Here is a 15,265-nt window from a genome sequence, read left to right on the forward strand (position 1 = left end):
TTACATCCAATCAAATCATCGATGTGAATTTTTCCATAAAATGACTTCACCATAATAGGGAATTGTAAATGAAACGTGTTGTAATCACTGGTATGGGCATTAACTCATGCATTGGTAATACATTAGAAGATGTAAATCATGCCTTACAAAATGGTATTTCAGGCACACGTTTTAACCCAACTTATGCTGAACTTAATTTTAAAAGTCATGTTAGTGCTGCAGCAGAACAAAATTTTGACGGTATTGACCGTAAACTGAAACGCTTTATGGGTGTATGTGCGATGTATGCCTATAACGCTGCAGTCGCTGCGGTTGAAAATGCGGGTCTAACCGCTGAAGATCTTGCGGGCAATCCTCGTTATGGTATTGCGGGTGGTTCAGGCGGCAACTCTACAGCTTCTGTCGCTGAAATGATTGAACTTCTTGAAGAGAAAGGCGCACGTAAAATTGGCCCTTTCTTTGTTCCACGCAATATGTCAAATACTATTACAGCTAACGTTGGTGTGGCATTCAAATTACAAGGTATCGCTCACTCTATTACAAGTGCTTGTGCAACCTCAGCTGATGCCATTGGTTACGCATACAACCTGATTCAACTTGGCAAACAGGATCTAATGCTCGCTGGTGGTGGTGAAGAAGACCATTGGTCACAAAGTCTATTATTTGATGCAATGGGTGCTTTATGCTCAAAATATAATGACTCACCAGAAACCGCTTCTCGCCCTTACTCTGCTGATCGTGATGGTTTTGTCATTGCTGGCGGCGGTGGTTTCGTGGTACTTGAATCTCTTGAGCATGCTCAAGCGCGCGGTGCAAATATTCTTGCTGAAGTCGTTGCATATGCAGCCAACTCTGATGGTGCTGATATGGTCGCACCATCAGGTGAAGGTGCAACACGTTGCATCTTGATGGCACTTGATGAAGCAAAACAGCATGGTGTTGAGAAAATTGATTATGTAAATACACACGGCACATCTACACCAGCTGGTGATGTGACTGAATTGAAAGCAATGGAACGCGCATTCGGTGAAGGTCAAGTACCACCTTTAAGTTCAACAAAATCTATGACAGGTCATAGCTTAGGCGCTGCAGGTGTACAAGAAGCGATTTACTCTATTCTCATGATGCAGAATGACTTTATTGCACCAAATATCAACGTTACTGAGCTTGATGAAGGTGCAAAACCATTTGATATCGTACTTGAAAAACGCGATACAAAACTGAATACTGTAATGAGTAACAGTTTTGGTTTCGGCGGCGTAAATGCCTGCCTCATTTTCAAGAAATGGGAAGGCTAATTTAATTCCGCCCATAATGGGTGATTAGATGGATGCTCCTTCAGATGCTTTCCTATGGGTAAAAGCATTACATATTATTGCTGTGGTATGTTGGTTCGCTGCTTTGTTCTATCTACCACGGCTTTATGTTTATCATGCGATGAGTGACGATGCCATAAGTCATCAACGCTTTGAAGTCATGGAACGTAAGCTTTATCGTGGCATTATGTGGCCTGCGATGATCGCAACATTGATCACTGCACATTTTTTAGTGGACTGGGGTGATGCAACTCGACATTATCATGAAGCTTTATGGTTTTATTTAAAAGTTGGTTTAGTCGGATTACTGGTCATATACCACCTAGTGTGTGGATATTACCGTAAAAAACTCATTGATAATGCACACTATAAAAGTCATAAGTTCTGGCGCTATTTCAACGAAATGCCCACATTGATCTTATTCGCAGTTGTAATTTTAGTTGTGGTCAAACCTACATTCTAACTAAAGAATATAAAAAAACCTCCATTCGTGGAGGTTTTTTCTTTCTCTAAAAATTAATTATGGTTACGCTTACGCATACGTGGTTTATAAAGAACACGGTATGTTACAGCTAACAGAATCAACCAGATTGGGCTAATCATCAAAGCTTTAAGCGTGTCTGGCTCTAAACTTAAAATGATTAATGCAAATAGCAAAAATGCCAATACAACGTATGACATTGCCACTCCACCCGGCATTTTAAAATTCGACTTTTCATGTAGCTCAGGTCGCAATTTACGGTAGCGTATATAGCACACCATGATAATCGCCCAAATACTAATGAAAAGAATCACACACAGCGAACTTGCTAATGTAAAAGCTTCCATCGTATTTGGCACAAAATACTGAAATGCTGCACCGGCCATAATAAATGTACATGAAAAGATTAATCCCTTAGCAGGTACGGCACGACTTGAAAGTTCTGCTAGCTTTTGAGGGGCTTGGCCGTCACGGGCCAATCCAAATAACATTCGACTGGTAGAAAAGACACCACTGTTCATGGAAGACATCACAGAAGACAAAACCACTAGGTTCATAATCACAGCAGCTGAACCAATACCCGCAAATAAGAATAATGTGACAAATGGACTTTGATCTGCTGGGATATTGATCCAAGGTGTCACAGACATAATCATGATCAACGAAAGCACATAGAAAATAATAATACGTGTCGGAATAGCATTAACCGCTTTTGGTAAATTTTTTTCAGGATCTTTGGTTTCCGCAGCCATCGTCCCGAGTAACTCTACACCAACAAAGGCAAACATTGCGATTTGAAAGCCTGCCAAAAAGCCCATGGTTCCTTTCGGGAACATTCCACCATGAGACCAAATGTTACTGAAGCTTGCAACAGCACCTCTTGGTGACTGAAAACTCGTAAACACCATGAAGGCACCCACCAAGATCAATCCAATAATGGCTAGAATTTTGATTAATGCAAACCAAAACTCAATTTCACCAAAAAGTTTTACAGTGACTAAGTTAATTGCGAGTATGAATAAGACACATCCTGCACTAATCGCTGCTTGCCCCATTGGGGTAAACATTTGATCTGGAGGTAACCAAAAACTGAGATAATTGATAATTGCTGCTAAATCAGCAATACCGACCAAAATCCATCCCAGCCAATAGGACCAACCAATATAATACCCTGCACCTGGTCCAATGAGATCATGTGCCATATCAATAAATGATTTGTAGTGCAGATTAGATAAAAGAATTTCACCAAGGGCACGCATCAAGAAAAAAAACATGGCACCAATAATCATATAAATGATGATGATTGAAGGTCCTGCAAGTGAAATCGTTTTTCCTGAGCCCATAAACAACCCTGTACCAATCGCTCCACCGATGGCGATGAGTTGTAAATGTCGATTTGAAAGCTTACGCTGTAATTCATTGGGAGATGATTGTTCATCAATATTTGTGGTTGTCATTATTCAACATCCTTTTACACCATCTAATCTAATCGATCAGCCTAAATTCCGCTTCAAACTGAGATTCGAGAGATTTTGTTATTATGAGAGGAGCCATAAATGACTCTTCCTCGTGAAGTCTTACTTATATTCAGTTATTTCAATGCAGCAATCACTGCGATTTCAATTAACCATTCTGGATTAACGAGGTCAGCCTGAATGGTTGCTCGTGATGGTGGTATTGAATCCTCCATCCATTCAATCCAAATTTGATTGAAGATTTGAAAATCTTCCAGATTCTTCACGAAAACTTGTGCTGACAATAAACGAGATTTATCTGTGCCTACTTGAGCCAAAAGAGCGTCGATCGTATTCAGCACATCTTTCGTTTGTAAGGCGATATCAGGCGTCGTAATCTTAGGTACTTGACCAGAAAGATAAGCCACTTGATTAAAGACTGTAACTGCACTCATCACGCCATTACTATTGAATTTTTGAATATCCTGATTTTGCATATTAATTCCTTGATTACTCAGTATCGATCCTAGTGTTGATCGTTGAATTTTTAACATTAAATTTCTACAACAAATGGAACCCGCGTCGTTACGCCACACATTAACTCATATCCCACAGTACTCGCTCCTGCAGCGACCTCATCAATCGGTAACAAACTTCCGTACTTTGAGACGCCCCACAGTACGACTTCACTGCCAATTTTTGCATCTTCAATATGCGTGATATCAACAGCTAGCATGTCCATACTTACACGACCAATCAAAGAAGTTTTTTGTCCATTCACAAGCACTGTTGTGCCAGATTGAGTAATCCGTTGATATCCATCTGCATATCCACAAGCGACAATGCCAATTTTCATAGCTTGTTCTGCAAAAAATGTCGATCCATAGCCAATACTTTGCTGAGGATTAATTTCTTGAATTGCAATCAATTCACTTCTTAAAGACATTGTTGGTTTTAAGTCCCAATCTTGAATAGTATGGGTTGGATAATCCGGTGAACTCCCATACAACATAATGCCACTACGTACAATGTTAGAGTGGACATGATTGGCATGTCTAAGAATGGCTGCGCTATTACTTACTGAGCAAGGACCACCTAAAGCACTGACGATTTGATTGAATACTGAAATTTGATAGTCAACGCCAACCTGATTCAAGCGCTCGCCATCAGCATCAGAAAAATGTGTCATGTGAGTGATTGATGACACTTGCGGCAATTCAGTTAACAGACTCCAAATTTCAGAGTAACGTTGAGGTTGGAATCCTAAACGATTCATGCCACTGTTCATTTTCAGAAAAATATTAAAATGAGCATCTAAACCGCACCGATTAATCCATTCGAATTGAATCTCATTATGAACAGTAAATTGAAGTTCCAAATCATGACACAACTGTAAATCCGCTTCTTGAAAGATACCTTCCAAAAGCAAAATTGGGCCTTTCCAACCTAAATCTCGAACTCGTTGTGCTTCACTCAGCTCTAGAAGTGCAATCCCATCAGCATCCTTTAAGGCTGAATAAATGCGCTCGATCCCATGGCCATAAGCATTAGCTTTTACAACAGCAAAAATTTGGGCATTTGGCACATGTTGCTTAGCAACTTTCAAATTATGTTTGATTGCGTTTAAATGAATGACAGCCTGTATCGGGCGAGACATATTCCTTGTCCTATTATATTTTTTAATAGCAAACCACGCAGCCTTTAAGCTGCGTGGTTATAACGTTGAATTGAAAGTCCATCGGTACTAATCTCTGGAGTCCGATTCAGCACTAAATCACTAATCAGCTTTCCAGAACCACATGCCATGGTCCAGCCGAGCGTGCCATGTCCAGTATTTAAAAATAGATTCTTATATTTCGTCGCACCGATAATAGGCGTACTGTCTGGTGTCATCGGTCGTAGTCCCGTCCAGAAACTGGCTTGTGCCATATCTCCACCTGGGAACAAATCACGTGTTACCATCTCTAAGGTGCCACGGCGATCCTCATTTAACTCTTTATTAAAACCACTTAACTCAGCCATCCCACCAACACGAATTCGTTGATCAAAACGAGTTATTGCAATCTTGTAAGTTTCATCTAAGACAGTTGATTGAGGGGCATATTGCGCATCCACGATAGGTATAGTTAAAGAATATCCCTTTACAGGATAAATGGGCAAATCTAGACCTAATGGTTTAATAAAATCTCGTGAATAGCTACCGAAGGCAAGTACATAACGATCTGCCGTGAGTACCTGACCGTCTACAATAACGCCTTTAATTTCGTCGCCCTCAACTACGAGTTTTTCAACATTTTGATTAAATTTAAACTCAACACCAATACCTTTTGCATATTCAGAAAGCGCGTTGGTAAAGATATAGCAATCACCAGTCTCATCATTTGGAAGATGTAAGCCACCGACTAATTTGTCTTTAACTTCCGCTAATGCAGGTTCAACTCGACCTAGACCTTCACGATCTAATAACTCAAATTCGACACCTGTTTCTTTTAAAACTTCAATGTCTCGTTGAACTGCGTCTAATTGCGCATCCTTACGAAAAATTTGTAATGTTCCTTTTGAACGATTCTCATAAGATATGCCAATATTTTCGCGTAATTCTCTTAAACAATCTCGACTATATTCAGCAACACGTACCATACGCTCTTTATTGATGGCGTAATGTGCCGCATTGCAGTTCTTCAACATTTGAGCCATCCATTTCAGCTGCCACAAGCTTCCATCTACATTAATTGCTAATGGTGCATGATGTTGAAACATCCATTTAACCGCTTTAAATGGAATTCCTGGTGCGGCCCATGGTGTAGAATACCCAGGAGAAATCTGTCCTGCATTGCCAAAACTCGTTTCTTCGGCAGGACCTGATTGACGATCTAATACAGTGACGCTTGCTCCTTGTTGCGCTAGGTAATACGCACTTGCAACACCAATGACACCACTACCTAATACAATAACGCGCATGAACTATCCCTCAGCACTGTGTAGTTTATTTCACTAGTATATTTTTGCTTTAATAGTTTTTTTCACTCTTTTAAACGTTATAATTTAGGTAATTTAAGGGTTTTATCCTAAAAAAATTAAAAAATAAGGAAATTATTCATGCGGAAATTAGATCGCACTGATCGTATGATTTTAGATATTCTACAAAAGGACGGTCGTATCGCAATTAGTGAACTGGCTGCTAAAGTCAATCTTTCTACAACCCCTTGCTCGGAAAGAGTCAAAAGACTAGAACGAGATGGCATTATTATGGGCTATTACGCCCGCTTAAATCCGGAGTTATTGGAGCGTAATTTACTCGTCTTTCTAGAAATTAAATTATCGGCGAAATCTGGAGATGTTTTTGATCAAGTCGCCAAGAATTTAGTTGAGATACCTGAGGTATTAGAGTGTCATTTAATTTCAGGTGAATTCGATTACTTGGTGAAAGCGAGACTAAAAGAAATGAGTGCTTATCGCCAACTACTGGGTGACCTGCTTAAAATGCTTCCCTCCTCTGCATCCTCCCATAGTTACATCGTGATGGAAGAGGTCAAAGAATCCTTGTATTTGGATCTAAGCTAAGCTACGAAGAGCAATCTCTTGAGAGTTGCTCTTGAGCCCAAATTTCGGCTTAGATTAATCAACGTAATTTAAAATTTGATGGAAAGCTTGAATTCTGGCTTTGGGTGCAGCAGCGGCTAACTCTGCATCACTGCCATAACCGTATTCCACTGCAATCGTTTCAATTCCATTTTTTCGAGCACCGATAATGTCATGCTCTCGGTCCCCTACCATCAAACAGGTTTCTGGCTTAATTTTTTCTTGCTCTAAAATATATGCAATAAGTTCAGCTTTATTGGTGCGGTCACCATTTAACTCACTGCCATAGGCATAATCAAAATACGGTGTGAGATTGAAATGTTCAAGAATTTGCTGAGCATACACTTCAGGCTTCGCAGTAGCTAAAAACAATCTGTAACCTTTATTCTTAAGTGTTGCCAATGTCTCCGCTACATCTTCAAATAATAAATTTTCAAATAAACCTTTTACAGCAAAGCGCTCACGATAACCAAGTAAAGCCTGTTCCGCCAAATCATCATTCACATCAACCTTCAAAATTTTGGCCAACGAGGCTTTTAAAGGTGGTCCAATAATCCAATCAATATTCTCATCCTCCGCGATAAGATGACCTACTTTTTCTAAACCATAGCGTGCAGAAGTCGTAATACCCACTTTAGGATCAGTTAGCGTTCCATCTAAATCAATGAGAATATTTTTAATCATGCTGTACCTTTTTTAGAAATGCTATCGAGACTTCTCAGAAACTTGCCTATACTACTCCAAATTGATCGATGAAGGACATTGTTGTGCGCCCTACTGTATTGTGCTTTTCTGGTTTAGATCCATCTGGTGGTGCTGGCTTACAAGCAGATATTGAAGCGATCGGCCAAAGTGGTGCTCATGCAGCAATCGCATGTACAGCGTTAACCATTCAAAACTCTCAACAAGTTTTTGGATTTGAAGCAACCTCAAAAGATTTACTGCTGGCTCAAGCGAATGCTGTAGTGAATGATCTTCCTATCAAAGTAGTGAAATCTGGCATGCTCGGTACTACCGACAATATCGCCGCTTTGGCAGAATTCCTAAGAGCACATCCTGATTTTCAATACGTACTCGATCCAGTTTTGGTTGCCAATAGTGGTGGCTCATTAGGAAATCAAGCAACATTGGTCAAGGCTTTTGTTGAATTGATTCCTCTTGCTACGATTCTTACACCCAATACCGTTGAACTTCGCGCATTAACAGGCTGTGAAGATTTAGATCAAGCCACACAGAAGCTATTTGAAATGGGTGCTAAAGCGGTATTAGTCAAAGGTGGTCACGAAGACACACCGACTTATATTAGAAATGCACTCTACATTAATGGTGATATGGTCTCTGAAACAAAATGTCCTCGTCTTGAAGGTGAGTATCATGGTTCAGGCTGTTCTCTTGCAAGTTTTATTGCAGGAAGGTTGGCACAAGGTGATCAAATTAAAAATGCAGTTCACCATGCGGAAACATGGCTATTTGGTGTATTAAAACGCGCTGAAATCCCAGTTGAAGGTGGCCAAAGAATTCCAAAACGCTTCTAAATAAAAAGCCCACTAACTGTGGGCTTTTTTTTATTAATTTTTTAGTCTTTCTTTGACTGATCGAATATGTTCTCTATTGGTTTTCCACGATTTTTGAAGCGCTGCTTTTTCAAAACGATATTTAATTCTCTGTAATCTACGATCATCAATCACTTTCATTTGGTAGTTTTTAACTTCTTCAATCCAACTTTTACCCAAATGAACATGTACAGGAATTGGTGTTTTAAACTCACAATTAGGCACGAAAACTACTAACCCATGTATCGACAGATTTGAATCGATTAAATCTTTTAACAATCCCTCTAAAACCTTTATATGCTTGTAGTTTTGGTGCAATGGATTTTGAAATTTATGGCTAGATTTATAAATTTTTTGAGTCCACATTTTTTGATGTGATGAGCCAAAAATCCAACCTTTATAGTTTTTGGTCTCAATCACAAATATTCCATAAGGACTCAATAAAATATGGTCAATCTGTGTGGTCTGATTGTCCTGATCCAAAAATGTTAGATCATTCAGTAAAATATAGTCCTCATTCAAAAATTTTTTTGCATGATATTGGACAATGTATTCACCCAATTTTCCTTTGATATAAGGTACAAACATTTTGAATACAGAGATGATTGCTAGAATTAAGATCAACCACCATAACTGCGATATGAGATTAAAAACAATTGTAATTATAGGATTTTCATTAGACATAATTTTTGTATTTCATATGTTTATGCTGTTATAACATCACCACTTATCATCTTCAAGCTGCAGCAGCTTAAGCTTATTTTCCACACCTCCTGAAAATCCGACCAGCTTGCCATTAGCACCTATTACACGATGACAAGGTACAATGATCGCGATAGGATTTTTTCCATTGGCCAAGCCTACCGCTCGAACCGCTTTTACATTCCCAACATCCTCAGCAATTTGCTTATACGTTCTAGACTCTCCATAAGGAATTTTTAACAGCGCATTCCATACCGAGCGTTGGAATTCTGTCCCATAAAGTTCTATGGGCAAATCGAATACCTGACGTTGTTTTAAAAAATATTCGCGAAGCTGTTTTTCGGCAATGCATAAAATCTCGTGATCATCCCGCTGAATGAGTATTTGATTTTGAATAAACTGAGGAAGTGTATTTTCCCAAGCGACAACAATCAATGCTTGATCATGAGCAACCAATTGAAGTTCACCGACAGGTGTCATTATTTTTTTAAAATAAAGCTGAGTCATTTTTTTAATCGCTTGTAAGTTGAATCATCTAACTATGCTGATGATAACTTCATCAAGACTAAACCCGAAATAATCAATACTGCAGCGATCATTCTCATTGCATTTGCAGGTTCTCCAAGAATAAAAATCCCAACCATAAAAGAACCTACAGCACCTATGCCTGTCCATACGGTATAAGCTGTCCCGAGTGGTAAAGTTTTCATCGCATGGGAAAGTAAAGCAAAACTTGCGATCATGAAAACTATCGTCAAAATACTGGGTGTCAATTTGGTAAAGCCATCTGAAACTTTCATAAAATAGGCCCAGACCACTTCCAACAACCCAGCAACAATCAAAACTAACCAAGCCAAAATAAACCCTCTCTCAATTAAAAAAGCAGCGTATGAATACGCTGCCTTAAATCTTACGCTGAAGCTAATTTCATCATCACTAAACCTGAAATAATCAGAATAGCCGCAATCATCCGCATTGCTGTCGCAGGCTCACCTAGAATAAAAATGCCGACTAAAAAAGACCCTACTGCACCAATCCCTGTCCAAATCGTATAGGCAGTTCCCAAAGATAATGTTTTCATGGCATGTGCCAACAACCCAAAACTGAGAACCATAAAAAATAGAGTAATTGCAGTCGGTGTGAATTTAGTAAATCCTTCAGACATTTTCATACTATATGCCCAAACGATCTCAAATAAACCCGCGAGAATAAGAATAAACCAAGCCATGATGCCTGCTCCCAATTAAAATAATTTAAGAGTCAGGCCGTCCTGACGATTTTTCTCAGAGAAATGAGGGAGGTCGTTCCTCCAAATGATGGTTGAATTATATCAACACACGCACAAAATAGGCGCAATTTTACAATTTTTGACCCAAAATACACCTACAAAAAATAGGTCATTATCGGACTAGCTTTTCTAGATTATTTCTGCATTTTTAGGCTATTGCATTGCGAAGGCGATCGCTATTGTCAGATGGAAGACTAAATCCGAACTAAATTAGAACACTTCACTGCACTATAGAAAATCACTGGTCTGGGATGTTTAAATTGATTTTTTATCTCGCTCTTTTAAGACTTATTCACGAAGATAAGCCAAATAATGAGCAACGAAAATTTCTCCCCCAAACAATACAACAGAAAAGATAAGAAGATCCATTTTTTGTAAAAAAGGACTCAAATGAGTCCTTTTTATACATTTATTGTCTAATAAACAAACCATTGAACTAAATATGATTATAATCTAATCAAATTATCCAGACTGTTATCAACACAGATATCCACCACGTTATCCATAGACTTATCCACAGATGTGTGTAGTGTTATACATGTTTCGGATCAAACGTTAATTGAACCTACTTTCGCCAACTCTGCACGCATTTCATCAATTACAGCTTTATAATCTGGCTTTCCAAAAATGGCAGAACCAGCTACAAACATATCTGCACCAGCTTCAGCGATTTCACGAATATTTGCTGGACCAACACCACCATCAACTTCTAAGCGAATATCTTTACCAGATGCATCAATAATTTTGCGTGCTTTACGAAGTTTATCTAGCGTCATTGGGATAAATTTTTGTCCACCGAAGCCAGGGTTGACGCTCATTAATAAGACTTGATCCACTTTATCCAGTACATAATCAAGGTAATGTAAAGGCGTTGCAGGGTTAAAAACTAAACCTGCTTTAGCACCACCAGCTTTAATCAGCTGCAATGAACGGTCGATATGGTCTGATGCTTCTGGATGAAAAGTGATGATATCTGCACCCGCTTCTAAGAAATCTCCGATCATACGATCGACTGGTTTCACCATAAGATGAACGTCAATTGGGGCCTGAATACCATATTTTTTAAGTGCCTTACATACACCAGCACCAAAAGTTAAATTTGGTACATAATGATTGTCCATTACATCGAAATGGACCACATCTGCACCTGCTTCAAGTACGTTTTCGACTTCTTCACCTAAGCGAGCGAAATCAGCAGATAAAATCGATGGAGCAATTAAGAATGGCTTGGACATGTCAGGACCTGGCGGGAAATTAGAATTCAAAAGTTGATTATAGCAAAACTTCGTTTATTCATTCCTTCGAAATTACTGCTATTTAAATTTCAACTCAAAATGCAAATCGTTGATAAAAAAATCTTCAAGGACGGAATATGACTTATGCAAAGCTATGTTGCATATTCGGAACAACCTTATGGTGAGATGAATGTTAAGATACAATAAATTTCAAGCATTACGGTAAATAATGAAAACAACCACAACGATAGACAGCTCCGAAGCATTACGTATCGCTAAACGATTAAGCAATCATTGGAAACATAAATTTGATGTCACCAATACCGATGACCAATATCAAATTTTTATGCCAAAAGTGACAGTTGAATTATCAATACAACCTGATCAACTTCATGTCAGTATTGTGAATAAAGAAGAAATATCTTTAGAAGAATTAATACGACTAGAAAATGTCGTGCTTGATCATATCAATCGCATGGTTCAAGCTGACTATCAAGTTATATGGTCTAGAGAAAGTTAAAGAAAAACCGACATAAAGTCGGCTTTTCATTATTGTTGCTGTTTAAATTCAGTAACACGGCGAATTCGTTCTTCAGTGGCAGGATGACTTGCAAAGAGATCAAGAATTTTTGATTGATCTTCGTCTTCTCCCATATCATCACTCATACGTTTTAAAAAGTTTGCAAAATGCACTGTATCCATTTCATGTTTATGCATGAGTTCTAGCGCATACTGATCTGATTCTAACTCAAACTTCCGTGAATATCCTGCACCAATCATGGCAACTGGCAAAGTCGCAATTAAATCCGATCCATCACCAGTGATAGCAATATAAAGTACACTGAATCCTAGGCTCGAAAGACCTTGTTGTAAGCTGTGACGTTTTAATAAATGTGCTTGTTCATGTGCCAAAACGCCGATAATTTCCTGATCATTCTTGGCAAGCTTCACTAATTCATCGGTGAGATAAATTGTATTGTTTGGCAATGCGAGTGCATTGGCTCCAAGCGAGGTACCTTCCCTAAATTTCAACTGAGCGGGACGACCCTCAGCAACATATTTCAGATAATCCGCGAGAATCCGATCCTGTCTTTGCTGTGATAACTGAGAAGGTTTAGTGTATTCGGCTAAATAAACTTCTGCCTGTCCACCCAAACGATTCAGCGTATTTTCTGGCAGCTGGAAAGCAACAATGTGCGATGCCGTCGGTATTCCCCATTTAATGACGGAGAAACCAAGTGCGACCACGAAAATAACACTAAAAATAATCAACGATGGTGTACGTTCAAGTTTCCATACTTTTTGATGAAAATTTTTATGCTCAACAGGCAACCATTCAGGAAGCTGACGCTCATGAAATTCAATCCTAGCGTCATGTGTTAACTCTAAAGCTGGATTACGTCGACCAATTTTACCAAGCAATACCATTTCATCTGCATGATAGTAGACTGTTTTCACTTCGCCTTTATCTGTATAACTGACAGCGATACTGTCTTGATTAGCAGGGCGAATCTGTGCTGTAAAAGGCTTAGAAAGAACACCATCATAATATGTCACTGTGAGAGGTTGATTCATTGAATTAACTCCTAAAGTGAAATATCAATATCAAAAATATCACTAATTTCTTCCGCGATGGCACTATGATCACTTTGCGCAATATTCATCATCAGGTTTGGATCATCATTTAATTCTAAGCTCATCGATTCAACTTGGTATCGATAAATGCGAATAGCAGCCCATGCTGACAATAATCCTAAACTTAAGATTCTAGCGATCCAATTACTCGCAACAATCCATGCATAGCGCCATTGATTACAACTGGTCTTAAACTGACTGCTGTTGAGTGTTGTGCTATTCCACGTAGTAATAAAAATTCGTGCCTGTATTAACGGACCAATAAACAACATTCCAATCGCATAAACGGCAAAGATCATCATCAGCATCATATCCATTCCATGACCACTGAGTATTGATAATGTCGAACCACCAAATCCGATGAGCATAAGAATCAATACAAAGAGAATCATGGGAACATATACTGCTCGCATATAACTAGGCCAGTCATTGTTTAATTGAAATTTGAGTTGTCCAACGTACAAATGATTAAGCGTATATTTTTTATAAATCCAAATTGCGACAGGGCTAAATATACCTAATGTAAAAATGGTGATAGCAAGCGCAATTAAAAATTGTTTATAGGCTTCTTTATTCGTGCCAGAAAAATAAAAACGGCTGTTCCCAAATTTACTGTTGCGCGCATTAAATCGAATTGTGGCTCGTACCAACCATGGAAGAGCAATATAAATAATCAGTCCACCAAATGCTGCTATCGTCATATCCATATATGAGGCAATCGCAAATATTGCCCAAATGCCAATGGCTATCAGTCGACCAATCAAAATTTTAGTCGGTAAACCAGTAAAATCAAAAAAGCGATGAAAAAATTCGGTATTGTTATAAAAATATCTTAAACGACGTACTTTCGCCCATGGCGCATATAGGCTCAATGTCGCAATCGTCAATAAAATATTGACGATCCATATGCCAAAGTACTCCATCGCATTGCCATGAAATTTAAATTTAAATACTTTCCCCATATAAATCGGTCGATTTTCATCTGCATCAGATAATGGAAATGGATCGTTGATCAATGGTAAGGGTGCTTGTTCAGCGGAGTGTTCTGATGAATTCATTATTATTTTCTCTGATTATAAAAAATGACATCCCGAGAGATGTCATCATTCAACATGGTTTAAATGTGATATCGCACACATTATAACGAACTTAAGTATGAATATCTTAAAATTCAAATGAGATTAATTTTGCAATTGTAAAGCATGGAATTGCAGATGATCATCAATAAAACTTTGGATAAAGAAGTATCCATGATCATAACCCTCATGCTCCCGCAATGTGAGTTTTTGACCTACGGTTTTACATGATTCAGCAAATAGTGCTGGATTAAGTTGAGCATAAAACTGATCTGCAACCCCCTGATCAATTAAAACTTCGTGATATAGAGCACCCTTTGCTTTCACGAGTTCATTCGCATCATGTGCTTTCCATAACTCACGTTCTTCTCCGAGGTAAGCTGAAAATGCCTTTTCACCCCATGGACAAATTGATGGCGCACAAATCGGTGCAAATGCTGAGACTGACTTAAATAAGTCTGGATACTTCCAAGCAAGCGTGAGTGCACCGTGTCCTCCCATGCTGTGACCAAAAATACCAATCCCCTCATCCTGTACAGGAAACGATGTAAGAACTAGAGAATACAGCTCCTGTATAAGATACGACTCCATCTGATAATGCTCAGCCCAAGGTGCTTGAGTTGCGTTTAAATAGAATCCAGCCCCTTGCCCTATATCCCAAGAATCCCCGACCGCCACGTCGTCACCACGAGGTGATGTATCTGGAGCAATCAATATAATTCCCAATTGTGCAGCTAAACGTTGTGCGTGTGCTTTGATGACAAAAGTTTCTTCAGTACAAGTCAAACCTGCAAGATAGTACAACGCAATACATTTTTGACCTTCGAGTGCCTGTGAAGGTAAAAATACAGAAAATTTAGTGGGATTTTTCAAAAACTTTGAATTGATCTGATAAACACGTTGTTCACCATCAAAACATTTATTCTTTTGAACCAATTCCATT

Annotated in this window: 18 protein-coding genes; 5 read left to right on the top strand and 13 right to left on the bottom strand. The window is 38.8% G+C overall.

Features of this window, described 5'->3' with window-relative positions:
• Positions 1–68: 68 nt before the first annotated feature.
• Together AC1M9E_RS10900 and AC1M9E_RS10905 are read left to right on the top strand one after the other, a co-directional pair.
• A complete protein-coding gene (locus tag AC1M9E_RS10900) occupies positions 69–1,298 on the top strand; it encodes a beta-ketoacyl synthase N-terminal-like domain-containing protein (protein WP_035268310.1) in 1,230 nt (409 codons plus the stop codon).
• Between the two features lie 28 nt (positions 1,299–1,326).
• Positions 1,327–1,779 carry a CopD family protein gene (locus tag AC1M9E_RS10905; protein ID WP_481588043.1) on the top strand — a complete coding sequence of 151 codons (453 nt, stop codon included), beginning with the start codon at positions 1,327–1,329 and terminating at the stop codon, positions 1,777–1,779.
• Between the two features lie 53 nt (positions 1,780–1,832).
• On the opposite strand, the gene AC1M9E_RS10910 is transcribed toward AC1M9E_RS10905, so the two are convergent.
• The 4 genes from AC1M9E_RS10910 to AC1M9E_RS10925 all read right to left on the bottom strand — a co-directional run bounded on the left by AC1M9E_RS10910 (position 1,833) and on the right by AC1M9E_RS10925 (position 6,212).
• Entirely contained in the window at positions 1,833–3,254 is a 1,422-nt protein-coding gene (locus AC1M9E_RS10910) for an amino acid permease (protein WP_488224782.1), read from the bottom strand.
• A 134-nt stretch (positions 3,255–3,388) separates the two neighbouring features.
• Complete coding sequence (locus AC1M9E_RS10915; RefSeq protein WP_035268302.1) at positions 3,389–3,748, bottom strand: RidA family protein; 360 nt, start codon at positions 3,746–3,748, stop codon at positions 3,389–3,391.
• 56 nt (positions 3,749–3,804) lie between these two features.
• Positions 3,805–4,908 (bottom strand): alanine racemase, encoded by a 1,104-nt coding sequence (gene alr, locus AC1M9E_RS10920; protein WP_481608027.1) that lies wholly within the window; start codon positions 4,906–4,908, stop codon positions 3,805–3,807.
• 44 nt (positions 4,909–4,952) lie between these two features.
• Positions 4,953–6,212 (bottom strand): D-amino acid dehydrogenase, encoded by a 1,260-nt coding sequence (locus tag AC1M9E_RS10925; protein ID WP_481608028.1) that lies wholly within the window; start codon positions 6,210–6,212, stop codon positions 4,953–4,955.
• Between the two features lie 138 nt (positions 6,213–6,350).
• Here AC1M9E_RS10925 and AC1M9E_RS10930 point away from each other — a divergent pair, with 138 nt between their 5' ends.
• On the top strand, positions 6,351–6,815 hold the full coding sequence (locus tag AC1M9E_RS10930; protein WP_092768640.1) for an Lrp/AsnC ligand binding domain-containing protein: 465 nt from the start codon (positions 6,351–6,353) through the stop codon (positions 6,813–6,815).
• A gap of 54 nt (positions 6,816–6,869) precedes the next feature.
• Here the strand turns inward: AC1M9E_RS10930 and AC1M9E_RS10935 are convergent, their stop codons facing one another.
• A complete protein-coding gene (locus AC1M9E_RS10935; RefSeq protein WP_180000196.1) occupies positions 6,870–7,517 on the bottom strand; it encodes an HAD-IA family hydrolase in 648 nt (215 codons plus the stop codon).
• 83 nt (positions 7,518–7,600) lie between these two features.
• Between AC1M9E_RS10935 and AC1M9E_RS10940 the strand changes: the two genes are divergently transcribed.
• Positions 7,601–8,368: a hydroxymethylpyrimidine/phosphomethylpyrimidine kinase gene (locus AC1M9E_RS10940; RefSeq protein ID WP_035268321.1), complete on the top strand. Its 768-nt coding sequence runs from the start codon at positions 7,601–7,603 to the stop codon at positions 8,366–8,368.
• A 33-nt stretch (positions 8,369–8,401) separates the two neighbouring features.
• Here the strand turns inward: AC1M9E_RS10940 and AC1M9E_RS10945 are convergent, their stop codons facing one another.
• The 5 genes from AC1M9E_RS10945 to rpe all read right to left on the bottom strand — a co-directional run bounded on the left by AC1M9E_RS10945 (position 8,402) and on the right by rpe (position 11,611).
• Entirely contained in the window at positions 8,402–9,070 is a 669-nt protein-coding gene (locus AC1M9E_RS10945; RefSeq protein WP_488224783.1) for a nuclease-related domain-containing protein, read from the bottom strand.
• Positions 9,071–9,106: 36 nt separating this feature from the next.
• Positions 9,107–9,595, bottom strand: a complete 489-nt coding sequence (locus tag AC1M9E_RS10950; protein WP_488224784.1) for a methylated-DNA--[protein]-cysteine S-methyltransferase — start codon at positions 9,593–9,595, stop codon at positions 9,107–9,109.
• A gap of 32 nt (positions 9,596–9,627) precedes the next feature.
• Positions 9,628–9,945, bottom strand: coding sequence for a quaternary ammonium compound efflux SMR transporter SugE (gene sugE, locus AC1M9E_RS10955; RefSeq protein WP_488224785.1), 318 nt, complete (start codon positions 9,943–9,945; stop codon positions 9,628–9,630).
• Between the two features lie 53 nt (positions 9,946–9,998).
• Entirely contained in the window at positions 9,999–10,316 is a 318-nt protein-coding gene (locus AC1M9E_RS10960) for a DMT family transporter (RefSeq protein ID WP_488224786.1), read from the bottom strand.
• Positions 10,317–10,924: 608 nt separating this feature from the next.
• Positions 10,925–11,611 (bottom strand): ribulose-phosphate 3-epimerase, encoded by a 687-nt coding sequence (gene rpe / locus AC1M9E_RS10965; protein ID WP_481610419.1) that lies wholly within the window; start codon positions 11,609–11,611, stop codon positions 10,925–10,927.
• A gap of 229 nt (positions 11,612–11,840) precedes the next feature.
• Here rpe and AC1M9E_RS10970 point away from each other — a divergent pair, with 229 nt between their 5' ends.
• Positions 11,841–12,131, top strand: coding sequence for a DUF2218 domain-containing protein (locus AC1M9E_RS10970; RefSeq protein WP_481594038.1), 291 nt, complete (start codon positions 11,841–11,843; stop codon positions 12,129–12,131).
• Between the two features lie 29 nt (positions 12,132–12,160).
• Here AC1M9E_RS10970 and AC1M9E_RS10975 read toward each other — a convergent pair whose 3' ends face one another.
• The 3 genes from AC1M9E_RS10975 to fghA all read right to left on the bottom strand — a co-directional run bounded on the left by AC1M9E_RS10975 (position 12,161) and on the right by fghA (position 15,264).
• Complete coding sequence (locus AC1M9E_RS10975; protein ID WP_481588035.1) at positions 12,161–13,186, bottom strand: M48 family metallopeptidase; 1,026 nt, start codon at positions 13,184–13,186, stop codon at positions 12,161–12,163.
• An 11-nt stretch (positions 13,187–13,197) separates the two neighbouring features.
• Entirely contained in the window at positions 13,198–14,208 is a 1,011-nt protein-coding gene (locus AC1M9E_RS10980; RefSeq protein WP_257219954.1) for a YjgN family protein, read from the bottom strand.
• Between the two features lie 219 nt (positions 14,209–14,427).
• Complete coding sequence (fghA, locus tag AC1M9E_RS10985) at positions 14,428–15,264, bottom strand: S-formylglutathione hydrolase (RefSeq protein ID WP_481594037.1); 837 nt, start codon at positions 15,262–15,264, stop codon at positions 14,428–14,430.
• Position 15,265 lies beyond the last annotated feature (1 nt).

The sequence above is a fragment of the Acinetobacter sp. 24-47-47 genome (assembly GCF_057737035.1).

Coding starts and splice junctions, on each gene's coding strand:
- AC1M9E_RS10900 (WP_035268310.1), top strand. CDS start 69: ATGAAACGTGTTGTAATCACTGGTATGGGCATTAACTCATGCATTGGT.
- AC1M9E_RS10905 (WP_481588043.1), top strand. CDS start 1,327: ATGGATGCTCCTTCAGATGCTTTCCTATGGGTAAAAGCATTACATATT.
- AC1M9E_RS10910 (WP_488224782.1), bottom strand. CDS start 3,254: ATGACAACCACAAATATTGATGAACAATCATCTCCCAATGAATTACAG.
- AC1M9E_RS10915 (WP_035268302.1), bottom strand. CDS start 3,748: ATGCAAAATCAGGATATTCAAAAATTCAATAGTAATGGCGTGATGAGT.
- alr (WP_481608027.1), bottom strand. CDS start 4,908: ATGTCTCGCCCGATACAGGCTGTCATTCATTTAAACGCAATCAAACAT.
- AC1M9E_RS10925 (WP_481608028.1), bottom strand. CDS start 6,212: ATGCGCGTTATTGTATTAGGTAGTGGTGTCATTGGTGTTGCAAGTGCG.
- AC1M9E_RS10930 (WP_092768640.1), top strand. CDS start 6,351: ATGCGGAAATTAGATCGCACTGATCGTATGATTTTAGATATTCTACAA.
- AC1M9E_RS10935 (WP_180000196.1), bottom strand. CDS start 7,517: ATGATTAAAAATATTCTCATTGATTTAGATGGAACGCTAACTGATCCT.
- AC1M9E_RS10945 (WP_488224783.1), bottom strand. CDS start 9,070: ATGTCTAATGAAAATCCTATAATTACAATTGTTTTTAATCTCATATCG.
- AC1M9E_RS10950 (WP_488224784.1), bottom strand. CDS start 9,595: ATGACTCAGCTTTATTTTAAAAAAATAATGACACCTGTCGGTGAACTT.
- AC1M9E_RS10960 (WP_488224786.1), bottom strand. CDS start 10,316: ATGGCTTGGTTTATTCTTATTCTCGCGGGTTTATTTGAGATCGTTTGG.
- rpe (WP_481610419.1), bottom strand. CDS start 11,611: ATGTCCAAGCCATTCTTAATTGCTCCATCGATTTTATCTGCTGATTTC.
- AC1M9E_RS10970 (WP_481594038.1), top strand. CDS start 11,841: ATGAAAACAACCACAACGATAGACAGCTCCGAAGCATTACGTATCGCT.
- AC1M9E_RS10975 (WP_481588035.1), bottom strand. CDS start 13,186: ATGAATCAACCTCTCACAGTGACATATTATGATGGTGTTCTTTCTAAG.
- AC1M9E_RS10980 (WP_257219954.1), bottom strand. CDS start 14,208: ATGGGGAAAGTATTTAAATTTAAATTTCATGGCAATGCGATGGAGTAC.
- fghA (WP_481594037.1), bottom strand. CDS start 15,264: ATGGAATTGGTTCAAAAGAATAAATGTTTTGATGGTGAACAACGTGTT.